Origin of the sequence: Rhodococcus sp. NPDC056516 (assembly GCF_042794655.1) — a bacterium.
In the GTDB taxonomy this organism is placed as follows: Bacteria; Actinomycetota; Actinomycetes; order Mycobacteriales; family Mycobacteriaceae; genus Rhodococcus_F.
The window spans coordinates 554,341-567,705 of record NZ_JBHTTG010000004.1 but is presented as its reverse complement, the minus strand read 5'-3'; the positions used below and the strand labels follow the sequence as shown (position 1 = coordinate 567,705).

At 61.8% G+C, this 13,365-nt stretch carries 12 protein-coding genes; 3 read left to right on the top strand and 9 right to left on the bottom strand.

What is annotated here, in order from left to right:
• The first annotated feature begins 35 nt into the window (after positions 1 to 35).
• Entirely contained in the window at positions 36 to 341 is a 306-nt protein-coding gene (locus ACFQ6Y_RS15500; protein WP_378634096.1) for a hypothetical protein, read from the top strand.
• Positions 342 to 347: 6 nt separating this feature from the next.
• Here the strand turns inward: ACFQ6Y_RS15500 and ACFQ6Y_RS15495 are convergent, their stop codons facing one another.
• The 3 genes from ACFQ6Y_RS15495 to ACFQ6Y_RS15485 are packed head-to-tail and all read right to left on the bottom strand — an operon-like array spanning position 348 to position 4,278.
• Positions 348 to 1,259 (bottom strand): hydroxymethylglutaryl-CoA lyase, encoded by a 912-nt coding sequence (locus ACFQ6Y_RS15495; protein ID WP_378634093.1) that lies wholly within the window; start codon positions 1,257 to 1,259, stop codon positions 348 to 350.
• 1 nt (position 1,260) lies between these two features.
• A complete protein-coding gene (locus ACFQ6Y_RS15490; RefSeq protein WP_378634090.1) occupies positions 1,261 to 2,475 on the bottom strand; it encodes a CaiB/BaiF CoA transferase family protein in 1,215 nt (404 codons plus the stop codon).
• 36 nt (positions 2,476 to 2,511) lie between these two features.
• Positions 2,512 to 4,278: a multicopper oxidase family protein gene (locus ACFQ6Y_RS15485; RefSeq protein WP_378634087.1), complete on the bottom strand. Its 1,767-nt coding sequence runs from the start codon at positions 4,276 to 4,278 to the stop codon at positions 2,512 to 2,514.
• Between the two features lie 272 nt (positions 4,279 to 4,550).
• Here ACFQ6Y_RS15485 and ACFQ6Y_RS15480 point away from each other — a divergent pair, with 272 nt between their 5' ends.
• A complete protein-coding gene (locus tag ACFQ6Y_RS15480) occupies positions 4,551 to 5,849 on the top strand; it encodes a DUF222 domain-containing protein (protein WP_378634084.1) in 1,299 nt (432 codons plus the stop codon).
• A gap of 89 nt (positions 5,850 to 5,938) precedes the next feature.
• Here ACFQ6Y_RS15480 and ACFQ6Y_RS15475 read toward each other — a convergent pair whose 3' ends face one another.
• Together ACFQ6Y_RS15475 and ACFQ6Y_RS15470 are read right to left on the bottom strand one after the other, a co-directional pair.
• A complete protein-coding gene (locus ACFQ6Y_RS15475; protein WP_378634081.1) occupies positions 5,939 to 6,871 on the bottom strand; it encodes an oxygenase MpaB family protein in 933 nt (310 codons plus the stop codon).
• 1 nt (position 6,872) lies between these two features.
• Entirely contained in the window at positions 6,873 to 8,660 is a 1,788-nt protein-coding gene (locus ACFQ6Y_RS15470; protein ID WP_378634366.1) for an acyl-CoA dehydrogenase, read from the bottom strand.
• Positions 8,661 to 8,798: 138 nt separating this feature from the next.
• On the opposite strand from ACFQ6Y_RS15470, the gene ACFQ6Y_RS15465 reads away from it, so the two are divergent.
• The gene (locus ACFQ6Y_RS15465; protein ID WP_378445687.1) at positions 8,799 to 9,440 is read left to right on the top strand and encodes a TetR/AcrR family transcriptional regulator; all 642 of its coding nucleotides are present in this window, start codon (positions 8,799 to 8,801) and stop codon (positions 9,438 to 9,440) included.
• A 169-nt stretch (positions 9,441 to 9,609) separates the two neighbouring features.
• Here the strand turns inward: ACFQ6Y_RS15465 and ACFQ6Y_RS15460 are convergent, their stop codons facing one another.
• From ACFQ6Y_RS15460 to ACFQ6Y_RS15445, 4 genes are read right to left on the bottom strand one after another with little or no spacing between them, the layout of a single operon-like run.
• The gene (locus ACFQ6Y_RS15460) at positions 9,610 to 10,644 is read right to left on the bottom strand and encodes an aspartate-semialdehyde dehydrogenase (RefSeq protein ID WP_378537010.1); all 1,035 of its coding nucleotides are present in this window, start codon (positions 10,642 to 10,644) and stop codon (positions 9,610 to 9,612) included.
• Between the two features lie 6 nt (positions 10,645 to 10,650).
• Positions 10,651 to 11,916: an aspartate kinase gene (locus tag ACFQ6Y_RS15455; RefSeq protein ID WP_378537006.1), complete on the bottom strand. Its 1,266-nt coding sequence runs from the start codon at positions 11,914 to 11,916 to the stop codon at positions 10,651 to 10,653.
• Between the two features lie 49 nt (positions 11,917 to 11,965).
• Complete coding sequence (locus ACFQ6Y_RS15450) at positions 11,966 to 12,919, bottom strand: hypothetical protein (protein ID WP_378634078.1); 954 nt, start codon at positions 12,917 to 12,919, stop codon at positions 11,966 to 11,968.
• Positions 12,919 to 13,284: a hypothetical protein gene (locus tag ACFQ6Y_RS15445; RefSeq protein ID WP_003943492.1), complete on the bottom strand. Its 366-nt coding sequence runs from the start codon at positions 13,282 to 13,284 to the stop codon at positions 12,919 to 12,921. The genes ACFQ6Y_RS15450 and ACFQ6Y_RS15445 overlap by 1 nt, the downstream gene beginning before the upstream one ends.
• Between the last annotated feature and the right edge of the window lie 81 nt (positions 13,285 to 13,365).

Genomic DNA, 13,365 nt, shown 5'->3' with positions numbered 1-13,365 from the left:
ATGAGATTCACCGGGTCGATCACCAGGAGAAAAGAATGATCTTCGAACTGCGCCCAGCACATATCGCTCGCGCCCTCGCCGCGCTGTGCGCACTTCCGATTCTGTGGACCTTCGCGGTCGAGGGAATCACCACGACAACGGAATACGACTACAGCACAGGCGAAGCGTCCTCGTCGAGCGACCTGGGCTCCCAGATCGGAAGTGTCGCGATCTGGATCGTCCTCGCGATCATATTTGCCGCCGGTGCATGGTATCTGGAGAAGCAGCGCATCGGCTGGCCGCCGGCGGCACACGAACAGTTGGTCAAACTGCAGCTCGCGTTACCCAGCCGAGACGAGTAAGGCTCCCTATCGCTTTCGATCGCCCGCGCGGAGGAGATTACTGGGAACTGCATGGCCCACAATCTCTTCCGCAACGGCAGCGGCACGAATGCTCGCGTCCAGGTCGATACCTGTCGCAATGCCCATGTCTTCGAGCATGTAGACCAGTTCCTCAGTCGCGATATTGCCACTGGCACCGGGAGCGAACGGGCAACCGCCGAGACCGCCGGTGGACGCGTCCAGGTTTCGAACACCGTGCTGCACAGCCGCTAACGCGCAGGCAAGACCAGCGCCGCGAGTGTTGTGGAAGTGCACACCCAAGCCGAAGTCGCCCACTCTGTCGCCCACAGCGTCGATCAACCGTCCGACACGCCCCGGCGTGGCAGTGCCGATAGTATCCGCGATCGAGAACTGATCAGCGCCGAACTCTTTGGCCTGCTCCGCAATCCGCAGAACACGATCCGGATCGGTGGGACCGTCGAACGGGCAGTCCCAGGCTGTGGCCACGATGACCTCTACCCGCCCACCGGCGTCGTGGACGATCTGAACGACCTCTCCGATGCGTTCGGTTGCTTGCTCCGTAGTCGACCGGGTGTTGGCTTCGCTGTGTCCATTCGATGCCGACACAACGTATTCGACGGTTTTTATTCCTGCGGCGACGGCCCGTTTCGCTCCTCCGATTCCGGCGACCAATGCCGAGAACTCGATGCCCGGCCACTGGTGCAATTCTGCGGCCAATAACTCCGCGTCCGCCAATGCCGGCACAGCGCGCGGTGAGACGAACGACGTCGCCTCGATGCGCGAAACACCCGTCGCAGCCAGAGCTTCGACAAGTCGAAGTTTTTCCGCCAGCGACACCGGGTCTTCGATCTGCAACCCGTCCCGTGGCCCGACTTCACGAATACTGACTGTTGAAATACCCACCTCAGGGGCCGACATGTCAGATCACACCCTTCATCTTCAGTTCTGCCTGCTCGTCGTCCGAGAGTCCGAGGAGTCCGCCCCAGACCGAGGAGTTGTCGTGACCTGGCGCCGACGCCCCCGCGTTGCGCACGGATCCAGGGGTCTCGCTGAAGGTAGGCACGACACCCAAGCCGAGGACGTTTTCGCCGATCCGTTCGTCGTAGTGGTCGACAAGCATTCCCCGTTCGATCAACTGAGGATCCTTGACGACGTCTTCAACCGTATTGATCGGTCCGGCAACAACTCCCACCTCGGTCAGCCGTTCCACCAGCGTCGCGGGATCCTGTGCCACAACCCATTCGGCGATCAGTTCGTCGAGTTCATCCTGGTGCTTTCCCCGCGCAACGTGATCCGCGAAACGCTTGTCCTGAGCAAGTTCCGGTGAACCCATGATGCTGCACAGCCGAGCGAACAACGTGTCCTGATTGGCCGCGATCACCACCCAGTTTCCTTCAGAGGTCTGATAGATGTTGGACGGCGCGATACCCTCCAACCTCGTTCCCGAGGGCTGTCGGATGATGCCGCCGCGGTCGTAATCCGGAATCGTGGATTCCTGCACCGCCAGACAGGATTCCGTGAGAGCAACGTCGACGACCTGACCGCGGCCGGTCCGCTCTCGCGAGAGCAACGCCGCCAACACTCCCTGAACGGCGAACATCCCGCCGAGGGAATCTCCGAGCGAAAGAGCAATACGCGGAGGTGCCTGCCCTGGATAGCCATTCAGATGCCGAAATCCGCTGACTGCCTCAGCCACCGAGGCGTAGCCGGCACTCTTCGCCTGCGGCCCGCTCTGCCCGTACCCGGATACCCTGGCCAAGACCAACTTCGGGTTGCGCGCGCTGAGCACGTCGAATCCTAGTCCCCATTTTTCGAGGGTGCCCGGCCGGAAGTTCTCGACCACCACGTCCGCATGTTCGACCAGATTCAGAAACAGGTCTCGTCCCGCGTCGACGCGAAGGTCCAACGTCACACACCGCTTGTTGCGGGCGTGAACCGTCCAGAAGAATCGATGACCGTCCTGCTCAGCCTGACCCCAGGTACGAAGCGGGTCTGGGCGGTCCGGTGATTCGATCTTGATCACGTCGGCTCCCATGTCGCCGAGCAATTTCCCGGCGAAGGGCCCGGCGATCAAGGTTCCGAGTTCAATCACCCGATATCCGTCCAGGGGCCCGGTGGGCGCACCTTCCGACACAGCTGCCTCCTCTGGGAACTTTTCTCCCTTTGAAGGCTACGTCACCACCCGATATCGCAACATCATGTCGTGGTCTTCGTGATCGAGCATGTGACAGTGCCAGACGTACCCCTGCAGGTCCCCCATGCCGGCCTCACCGTGTGCCGAGTGATCCGCCATGGAACCTCTCGCGAATGTTGCATCCGGATCGAAGCCCAGCTCGTCCGCCGTCGGAAAGCGAACGATCACGCGGGTAATCGAGTTGGCATCCACGATGACAGTGTCTTTCTCCCCCGTTTCCCACACTTCGGGAGGCCGCAGCGGGGAGGTCAGGAACTCCTCGGCCGACGGCGACCACCGGACCCCCAGGTCAGGTACCGGATACCGCTGCATCAGCGCTGCAGTGTCGATGTTCTGGCGTCCCACAACGCGGAACGCCACCAGATGCAGATGAATCGGATGCGGTTCCGTGGTGATGTTGATCAGATTCCATTGTTCGACGGCCCCCTGGCGCGGCAGTTCGATATCCGAATCGGTGAACCGCAAATTGTTGAGCGACATGGTGATCGAGGGATAATCCGAGGGACGCGACAGCTGCATGATCGTGAGATTTCGCACCACATTCGGGGACGCAGGCTCGGCGGCAACGGAATTCAGCTGCTGGGGGATCGTGCCGGTGAACCCCGCTGCACTGCCCACGTCGAATCGGCAGAAGACCGGCATCACCTGCGTACCGCGTTGAGCCACCGCAAGAGGTACCGGTTCATCGTTGCGCAATTCCACCGTCGTGCCCGGCTCGAGCATGCTGAAGTCGACCAGCAGATCAGCGCGTTCACCTGGACTCAACCGGACGTGATCCGTCGGCGCAGGAGCGGCCAATAGTCCGCCTTCGGACCCGATCACCCAGAACCGCATACGATTTGCGAAGTGCAGATTCCACACCGAATAGGTTGCGGCGTTGAGCAGTCGCAATCGATACAGTCCGCGAGCCACCTCCACTTTCGGCCATACGACGCCGTTCACCACACCCACGTCACCAGGAGTCGCCGGATCCCATGAACCTTGCGGAGTGAGCCACGTGGAACGGACACTCTGCTGACCGTCGGAGGTGAATACCTTGTCCTGCAGAATCATCGGAAGCTCGAACTCACCGGACGGCAAGCCGAGAGAGTTCCCGGCGGTGCCTGTGTCAGCGTCGTCCCGGAGAAAATACATCCCGACCAGCCCGGCGTAGACGTTGAGGCGAGTCATCCCCATGGCGTGATCGTGGTACCAGAGATTACCGGCCGCACGACCATTCGTGTATTCGTGGACTAAACCTTCGCCCGGCCGTTGAATCAACTCGGGATGTCCGTCGAACTGTGGTGCAGTGACTCCTCCATGCAGGTGAAGCGAGGTGGGGACCTGTGTGCGGTCGAGGTCGCTCACACCGTGCAGGCCCGGATCGACATCGGCGGCAAGCGGATACGCAGCAATGTCATTGGCGTATCGCACTGTCACGAGCTGATCGACGTGCGCCTCGATGGTGGGGCCCAGATAGTCCAACCCGCCGTATCCCAGCGACGGCGACGACGGTAGATCCGGATGGAAACGGTGCATCGACGACGCCGCACGAAGGTCCAGATTGCCACCCGAAATGCCCGGCAGGACAGGAAGGGGCTCCCGGAACGGTTCCAGCTGGGGTGACGGAAGTTGGAACGTGCGCAGTGGATCGACATCAGGAGGTCGAGCCGTCGCAGATCCAGCGGACAATGCACTCAGTCCGGCCAGCAGGCCAAGCCCTTGAACAAACGAACGGCGACGGATCTTGTGTGACTCGTCCACTCACGGCCCCCTCACGCTGACGGCATCCGGAGCGGGTTACCCGTGTGCTCACGCGGTCAAACGCCCACCGCATTCTTTAGCCAAGTTTGAGAATCGGTGGCCTATACCCCACCCCATCGGTCGTGACACTCGATGACGGCCTCCGTCCCGACGAAACACATTCGCGGACAACGGATGCACTCTTGAATCTTTGCGAGAAACCGAGGATCCAAAAACGCTCTTGACTCGAAAGTATGTTCGAGTATGATTCAAGGAGGGGATCGGGGGATTCTATGAGTGTCTTGTCGTCAGACGTGGTGTCGGGTTCTGCGGTGGGATTACGCGGACGCCTGTGGCAGTTGTCTGCTTCTGAGTTGTGTGAGGCTGCTATCGAGGCGAGTGCGGAGATTCTGCGCCTGGAAGCCGTTCGGGTAGCGGTGGTGGACGAACTCTCGATGCGCCCGGATGATCAGGTGATCGCGTCCCGCGGGGTGGGTGCGTGGTTGGCGGCGAACACGATGCTGCAGGTTCGGGACGGAAAGAAGATCGCCGCCCTGGGCGCCGCGCTGCGGCCGTTTCCCGCGGTGGCAGCGAGTTTCGATGTGGGGGATTGCTCGTTCGATCACGCCGTCTTGATCGTCGCGTTCTGTGAATCCCCGCCGAAAGGCATGCCGGAGGAGGCGTTACCTCGCTGCATCGATTTGTTGTTGGCTGCTGCGTCGGGAGTGGAGGCGACGACGACGAAGGTGCGGCATGTCATCGCGACCTTGGAGCGGCTGTTCGAATCGGATGAGATTCCACCTGCCGAAGACGTGGATCGGAACGAGCTCCGGATCGCCTCGACGCTGAACGGTCGGGTGGTGGTGCGCGGGGATTTCGACGCTCTCACCGGCGAAATGTTGCTGTCGGCGTTGTCGAATCTGACGATGCCGACCCCAGCGCCCGATGGAACGCCGGATGCTCGGTCGGCGGCGAAGCGGACCGCGGACGGGTTCACCGAGCTGATCCGCCGGTATCTGGACTGCGCAAAGACCGGAACCGACGGCGGCCAACGTCCGCATGTGAATGTGCACATCAACGCCCGCGACCTCGCTGAGCATCGAGATTGTGCCGCTGCGCCTTCTGCTGGTGAAGAGTCCCCGTCGGATCTCGATGTCGGGCATATGCCATGGTTGGGGCCGCTGTCGGTGTCCCAGACCAGGCTTCTGGGGTGCGATTGTTTCCTGTCGACTGTTCTACTGGACGCTCACGGCGCGCCGTTGGATGCGAAACCCGGAAAACGGTTGGTCAACGCGGAACAGAGAGTGGCGCTGATTGCCCGCGACAAGGGCTGCGCGTTCCCGGGGTGTTCATGCGTACCGGCGTGGACAGATGCGCACCACATTAAGCACTGGGCGAACGGCGGCCCGACGGTGATGAACAACCTTGTCCTGCTGTGCCGCTCGCACCACCGGTTGATGCACCGCAAATCCGGGTTCGTCGGAAAATGGGACATCCGAATAGGCATCGACAACAAACCCTGGTTCATCCCACCGCCCTCGATCGACCCGCAGCGGCACCCGCGGCCGGCGAACACCACCTTCAAAACCTGAGAACAGCTTCTCGGGTACAACGGAACACGGCCAGGCTCCGCATCGGACATCAGCACCCGATACGGAGCCCACAGGCCGTGGCGAACCCGTCAGACTGCCTGCGGAACTTTGGCGGCTCGCGGGAATCGCTCCCGAATCTCTGCTGGGGTGACAACCCTCGGGTCGAGGGGCTGCTCGTCACGCAGGTGCCGCTCCAACACCTTGCCCGTCATCGGCGCAATGACTTTCAGAGCAGTGGTCATGTTCTTCGGTGAACTGCCCACCCGGACTGCAGTTCGCACCGCGGGCGCAATTGCCCTGTCCAACAACGCGGGCTGATCGAACCCACCCATCGTTCGCATCCAGCCGGGCAAAGTCGCGATAGTGGCCGGCGCGACCAATCGGCTGAAGGCCGCGAACTTCGTCTTCCCCTGCGCTCTCGGAGTTCTCAACAAGTAGTGCATTGCCCGGTTGGCACGCTCGGAGGTACACGATCTGGGCCTGACTTCAGCGAAGTATTCACGTACCTCGTCTCGGGAGCGTGGAACGTCGGAGGTCTTGCATGTCTGTAGTTCGGCAGCGATCACACATTCTTCCCAGTACCGCTGCTCTTCGACGGCGGAGAGTGGTCCCGGCCCGTACATCTCGTAGCACTTGAGCACCGAATGCCAACCGGTCACGTGGATCCACAGTTGCGACGCCGGATTGTTTGCACTGTAACGAGTTCCGGTAATCGGTTCGATGCCCGTGGCCTGAGCGTGCACCGTCATGAGATGGTCGGACAAGGCCAGTGCCGTCCGCCCGTCGGCGGTGGCGACGGTCAGGAAGTAGGCCAAGGTTCGGTCGAGTCGCCCGGCCGGATCGCTGTAGATCCCGCTCATGTCTGCCACTGCGGCAGCAAGGAAGGGGTCGAAGTGCTCGAGCACCACCGACCGCTGGAAACCGATCAAAGCTGTCGGAGCCGCCCATATTTTCCAACTGGGTGATCCTGGGCCGAAGAAGCCGTAATCCTCACGCGGTCGATTCATCGTCAGTTCAGACATTTCATTCCTCCCCGTTCGTTTCGCGAGCACCGTTCATTTCGTATGCACCGGACAGAGCCACAACCTGCTGCCAGACGTACTCGAATCGCTCCGCCGCAAACGCGGGGCGCCGAATGGATGCGAGAGCCAACCGTTGTTGATCTTCACTGGCACTGGGCTTGCCGTGCAACTCCACTGCCGCAGCACTGAAGTCGCGAACCAAAACATCGAAAACCTGATCCAGGACCCCGCCGTCGCGCTGCCCCTCGTCCAATCCCAAGATCTCGGCTTGTTCGAGGATCAGCTGGCCGTAGACGACGAGGGTGAAGAGTTCGGTGATCGCCAATCCGAAGTCCAAGTCGACCTGCTGCGCCGCATCCGGTGCAGCTTCGGCCAAAAGGGTCACGAGCGCTTCTGCCTGCTCGACGAACAGCGCGACGTTGGGAACATCCGCGAACTTCGCGTACACCGCTCGCCAGTCATCGAATCGAACCTTCGACAGCCCGCGTGCCGGGCCCTGACGGAACAGGAACTCGTCGTCGGCGGCGTCATTGCGCGTCGGAATCGCCGGAAATGACTCGGGGGCGAAGAGGTACGCCGGCATGAATTTGGCGATAAGGGCGAGATTGACGGCGACGGTTCCCTCGAGTTTGGGCAACCCGTCGACATCCATCTTGGCCACCGCGAGGTAGCTGTCCTTCTCGAAACCCTTTGCCGCAGCGATGTCGGAGAGCAGTCCGATCACTTTCTGCGCTTCGGTTGTCACCTTCATCTTGGTGACGGGGTTGAACAAGAGATAGCGGCGGTCTTCGGGCGATGCAGTACGGAAATAGTCCACCGCTCGATCCGAGAAAAGCCGCATTGCCAGCAGGCGAGCGTACGCGTCGACGAATTCACGTCGCACGTGAGGGAAGGCGGTGACTGGATTGCCGAACAGAATTCGATTGTGCGCGTGGGTGATCGTCTCGTACAACGCATGTGTCGACATACCGATTCCACCGAAGCACAGGTTGAACTTTCCGATGTTCACCGTGTTGAGTGCGGCACTGAATGCTGCCTCACCGGTATGCAGAATATCTTCTGCCGCAACGGGATAGTCGGCGAGCGAGAACTCCGCTACGTACATCTGCGCCGGAACGATGTTCTTCACCACGGTGAATGCCGGATGGTCCGAGTCAGCGTAGAAGAAGACGTACTGATCGGCACCCTCCGCTCCGTCGACGCGACCGAAGACGGAAACCGTGTTGGCACAGTTGCCATTTCCGATGTAATACTTCGAACCGCTGGCCAGGTAGCCGCCACCGCCGTTCGGCGTCAAGACCATGTCGGTGGAGTAGACGTCGGCGCCGTGCTCTTTCTCGGACAATCCGAATGCCGCAACACCTCCGGAATTCAACGCGGAAGCTGCTCGCGCCCTTGCCGTCTCGTTGTCGCTCTGCCACACCGGCCCGAGACCGAGAATGGTCACCTGCCACGGGTACCAGTAGTTGAGTCCGTAGAAGCCGAGGATCTCGGACAGCGCGGCGATACGACTGGTATCCCAGCGCTTGTCGGAGTCACCACCGCTGTCGCGGGCCGGCGTCAGAAATGTGGCGAACAACCCTTCCTTCGCCGCGAAATCGAGGAAATCGGAGTAGAAGGTCTTGTCGTGATAGTCGGCCAGGAGCCGACTCTTTCCACGTGCCTCGAACCAGTCGACGGTCGCGCCCAGCAGTCTCCGCGTGGTCGCGTCGAACTCCGGCCGATCGTAAGTGGAGGGATGGAGCAACAGATCATTCGGCGCTGTCATAGCGGTTGTTCTCCTCGAGATCTCGGCAGAGGCGCCTCACTGAGCACCCCCTCGAATACAACGCCACCGTAACAATTGCAGACGCCGAATACAACGGTTGCGTATGATTCATGGAGAAGTGGCTGGCAGATTAGGGTGGGAGCGGAGGTGAGGCACACGATGACCAGGTCACAGGCAGACACAACGGACACACCGCGTCGAAAGTACGCTCCGCGCATGGCGCCCGAGCAACGTCGCGAACAGCTTCTCGACGCAGCATTCGAGGTCACCGGCCGCGTTGGCCTGCACAACCTCAGCATGGAATCAGTGGCCGCCGAAGCCGGCGTCGGCAAGCCCGTCCTCTACACAATCTTTGACACGAGGACCGATCTCGTTGCCGCACTCCTGCGCCGCGAGCACGAGCGAGCCATCGCTCAGGTGCTCGAAACCATGCCGACAGATCTGAGCGAACTCGGCCCAGCCGCGTCGTACACCGGAACCGTTGGAGCCTTCGTCGACGCCGTACTCGCGAACCCGACGCGCTGGCGCCTAATTCTCACGTCTGTCGAGAACGCACCCAGCGAGTATCACGGTCTGTTGAAGCTCTCACGCGGAGCCGTTTTCGCTCGCGCCGAAGAACTGGCCCGCGCCGGAATTGCCATCGAACCGAAACTCGAAGGACTGGATCCGGTTCTCCTCGCCCACACGATGATGTCGTTTGCCGAAATGCTCGGACGGTTGGCCGTCAGCGACCCCGAAAGCTATACCCGAGAACGACTTTCCAGCTTCGCCGTAGCTCTCGCCCAATCGGTAGGTCGCTAGAAAGACGACTGAAACCTGTCGGTGAACTCGGTGCGCTTCTCGCCAAGGCGTATTCGGACGCCGACGACCTCGGCGGCCTGGTCGCGATCTCCGAACTGGACTGAAACGCACCAGCAAAACGACAGTGACCCCGCACCGCAAGGCACGGGGTCACTGGCAAAAAAGATGCTTAGCCGACCAACAGCTCGGCAATCTGAATCGTGTTGAGAGCGGCGCCCTTACGCAGGTTGTCACCCGAGACGAAGAGCGCGAGTCCGCGGCCCTCCGGAACACCCTCGTCCTGACGGATGCGACCGACCAGCGACGCGTTGCCACCGGCAGCGGCCAGCGGCGTCGGAACCTCTACCAGCTCCACACCGGGAGCGTCGGCGAGGATTTCCTTCGCACGAGCGACCGAGAGCGGGTTGGCGAACTCTGCGTTGATCGCGAGCGAGTGCCCGGTCACGACGGGAACGCGCACGCAGGTGCCCGAAACCAGCAGATCAGGAAGTCCGAGGATCTTGCGGCTCTCGTTGCGGAGCTTCTGATCTTCGTCGGTCTCGCCGCTTCCGTCGTCGACCAGCGAACCTGCGAGAGGCAGGACGTTGAACGCGATGGGAGCGACGTAGTTGTTCGGGGCCGGGAAGTCGACAGCGCTGCCGTCGTGAACCAGCTTCTCGGCGTCGCCGACTACGGCGCGCACCTGGCCGAGCAGTTCCTCGACGCCGGCGATGCCGCTACCGGACACCGCCTGGTAGCTGGAGACGATCAGACGCTGCAGACCAGCTTCGTCGTGCAGAACCTTCAGCACCGGCATCGCTGCCATGGTGGTGCAGTTGGGGTTCGCGATGATGCCCTTGACCAGGTTCTTCGCGTCCTGCGGATTGACCTCGCTGACCACGAGGGGAACCTCGGGATCCTTGCGCCACGCGGAAGAGTTGTCGACAACGGTCGCGCCGGCAGCGGCGAAACGCGGAGCCTGGGCGCGCGAGAGCGTCGCACCGGCGGAGAAGAGGGCGATGTCGATGCCCTTCAGGTCCTCGTCGGACGTAGCTGCAGCATCCTCGACAACGATCTCTTCGCCGCGGAACGTCAGCTTCTTGCCGGCAGAGCGTGCCGATGCGAAGAACCGCACCTTGTCTGCGGGGAAGTTACGTTCTTCGAGCAGAGTGCGCATGACGATGCCGACCTGACCGGTCGCACCGACAACAGCGATTGTCGTCATCAGAAATTACCGTCCTGTTCCTGCGTGTACTACAGCTTCTTCGTCGCCGCCCAGTCCGAAGGCTGCGTGGATAACGCGCACGGCGTCGTCGAGTTCGGTGTCCTTGACCAGCACGGAGATGCGGATCTCGGAAGTCGAGATGAGGTCGATGTTGATGTCGGCCTTGGCCAGCGCCTCACAGAACGTGGCCGTGACACCCGGGTGGCTCCGCATTCCGGCGCCGACGAGGGAGACCTTGCCGATGTGATCGTCGAACAATATCTGTGTGAAGCCGATGTCTTCCTGGCGCTTGGTCAGGATCTCGACCGCGCGCGGGCCGTCAGCCGTCGGCAGCGTGAAGGTGATGTCCGTCTTGTTGGTCTCCACCTTGGAGATGTTCTGCAGCACCATGTCGATGTTGATCTCGGCATCGGAGACAGCGCGGAACACCTTGGCAGCGTGTCCCGGTGTGTCCGGCAATCCGACAACGGTGATCTTGGCTTCGCCGCGATCGTGCGCGACTCCGGTGATCAGGGCCTCTTCCACAGGAATGTCCTCCATCGATCCGGACACGATTGTTCCGGGCTTGGTGGTGTATGACGAACGGACGTGCACTGGCACGTTGTAGCGACGGGCGTACTCGACGCAGCGGAGCATGAGCACCTTGGCGCCACATGCTGCGAGTTCGAGCATTTCCTCGAAGGAAACCGTCTCGAGGCGGTGAGCGTCGGGGACGATGCGCGGATCGGCGGAGTAAACGCCGTCGACGTCGGTGTAGATCTCGCAGACGTCCGCGTCGAGAGCAGCTGCCAACGCCACGGCAGTGGTGTCCGAGCCACCGCGTCCGAGCGTCGTGATGTCCTTGCTGTCCTGGCTGACGCCTTGGAATCCGGCGACCAGAACGATCGAGCCCTCGTCGAGCGCGGTGCGAACACGGCCCGGGGTGACGTCGATGATCTTGGCGTTTCCGTGGCTGCCGGTGGTGATGACTCCGGCCTGTGAGCCCGTGAACGAGCGAGCCTCGGCACCGAGAGAATGAATTGCCATCGCAACCAAGGAGTTGGAGATGCGCTCACCCGAGGTCAGCAGCATGTCCATTTCACGGGCCGGCGGGGAAGGGCACACCTGCTGAGCCAGGTCGAGCAGCTCATCGGTGGTATCGCCCATCGCTGACACCACGACGACGACATCATTGCCGGCCTTCTTGGTCTCGACGATCCGTTCAGCGACTCGTCGGATGCGCTCGGCGGTTGCCACCGAGGATCCGCCGTACTTCTGGACGACGAGAGCCACGCGTTTCTACCTCCAGGTCGAAATTGTTTACAGATACCAGAGGTCGAGCTTACCGAGGTGGTCCTGGGACTTCCCGATGCGTACTGCTGTTCGCCTCAGATCCCCGCGGGATCAGTTGCGAGATCCGCGCTCGCATCAACGTCGCAGAACGCGAGCCACCGGCAACGTAACCGACCACCGCGACGGCAACTCCGCAGGCGAGAAGGACGCGGATACTGCTGACCAGCGAAACTGCCAGCGCGTCGTACACCGCGACTGCCGCCTCAGATGACGGTATGTCTGAATTCTGTAAATAGACCCGACGCACGACGGCCAGCGCCACCAGCAGGGCGATCATCGCCACCGCGGTCGCCAGCCCGACCAGGGACAGCGCCCGCATTCGCCCCGGTGCAACTGCGACGGCCGCGATCGCACACGCCACCGACACCCACGGCAGCCAAGCCGCTGCTCGGTCGAGAGAGTTCGAGAGGTCCTGAGCCCGCACCAGATCGTCGGACTGCAGGATCTCGAACTGCGGATCGAACGTCGGGAGACGATCGACGACGGTGAATCCGCGATCGCGGAGGTTCGTCCGCAGTTCTGTCATGATCGGCTCGAGGGACAAGGTGACTGTTCCGCTGTCGTCGGACCGAACGATGCCGTCGGTGGCTCTGCCGGTCACCATCGCAGCAAGTTGCGCGTGCGCCTGACGGTTGGCCGCGGTCCAGAGCGTCGCGAACTGGTCGCTGGAGACCAACGACTGAGCCGCCTCCCGAACAAGTTTCTCGGCTTGTCTCGTCACCACCTGCGGAAACCGGTCCAACCGCTGCGTCAGTTCCTCGGTCAGCCGATCAACGACAGCCGCTTGGACAGCAGGTTCGGAAGCCAACGGGGCAACCGTCTCGACGTAACTGTCGGTGTCGTTCACCTGGGTGTGGACGAACAGTGCGAGCACCGAGCCGGCAGCACCGAGACCAGCGAGAACGATCAGCAGTGAACAGACGATCCAGCGGATCGAGCGCATCACGTGTGCTTGGCGCGCGCCGGTCGAATCTTCGCGGTGATGTGGTGAATGCGGTGATCGTCAGCGGGTATCCGGAAGGTCTCGGTAACCCGAACGGTCATCAGGTTCCGCCCGAACAACCCGGCGTCGAGGAGGTAGTCAGCCGTCAGGTCGTCCCCGTCGACCGTCCACTCCACCTCACGAATGTCGCGGATCACGCGATACTGAGGACCTCCGGAAAGGCTGCGCCGCAAATGATTCCCCGAAAATCCGGTCTTGAGCCCGACCTCGTGGCGTACCGCGTCCGGGGCCAGCGGTACGGAACTGCCATCGTGACTGCGGAGCGCGTCGAGGTACGTGCTCGCCACGGCGATTCGGGGATCCATGGACGACAGTCCACCATTTTCGGGGCCGAAACGGCAGCACAATTCGGCGACAAATTGGACATGAGGGCGAACCCCACCGAT

Coding starts and splice junctions, on each gene's coding strand:
- ACFQ6Y_RS15445 (WP_003943492.1), bottom strand. CDS start 13,284: ATGGATCCCCGAATCGCCGTGGCGAGCACGTACCTCGACGCGCTCCGC.
- ACFQ6Y_RS15495 (WP_378634093.1), bottom strand. CDS start 1,259: ATGTCGGCCCCTGAGGTGGGTATTTCAACAGTCAGTATTCGTGAAGTC.
- ACFQ6Y_RS15465 (WP_378445687.1), top strand. CDS start 8,799: ATGACCAGGTCACAGGCAGACACAACGGACACACCGCGTCGAAAGTAC.
- ACFQ6Y_RS15480 (WP_378634084.1), top strand. CDS start 4,551: ATGAGTGTCTTGTCGTCAGACGTGGTGTCGGGTTCTGCGGTGGGATTA.
- ACFQ6Y_RS15475 (WP_378634081.1), bottom strand. CDS start 6,871: ATGTCTGAACTGACGATGAATCGACCGCGTGAGGATTACGGCTTCTTC.
- ACFQ6Y_RS15500 (WP_378634096.1), top strand. CDS start 36: ATGATCTTCGAACTGCGCCCAGCACATATCGCTCGCGCCCTCGCCGCG.
- ACFQ6Y_RS15450 (WP_378634078.1), bottom strand. CDS start 12,919: ATGCGCTCGATCCGCTGGATCGTCTGTTCACTGCTGATCGTTCTCGCT.
- ACFQ6Y_RS15460 (WP_378537010.1), bottom strand. CDS start 10,644: ATGACGACAATCGCTGTTGTCGGTGCGACCGGTCAGGTCGGCATCGTC.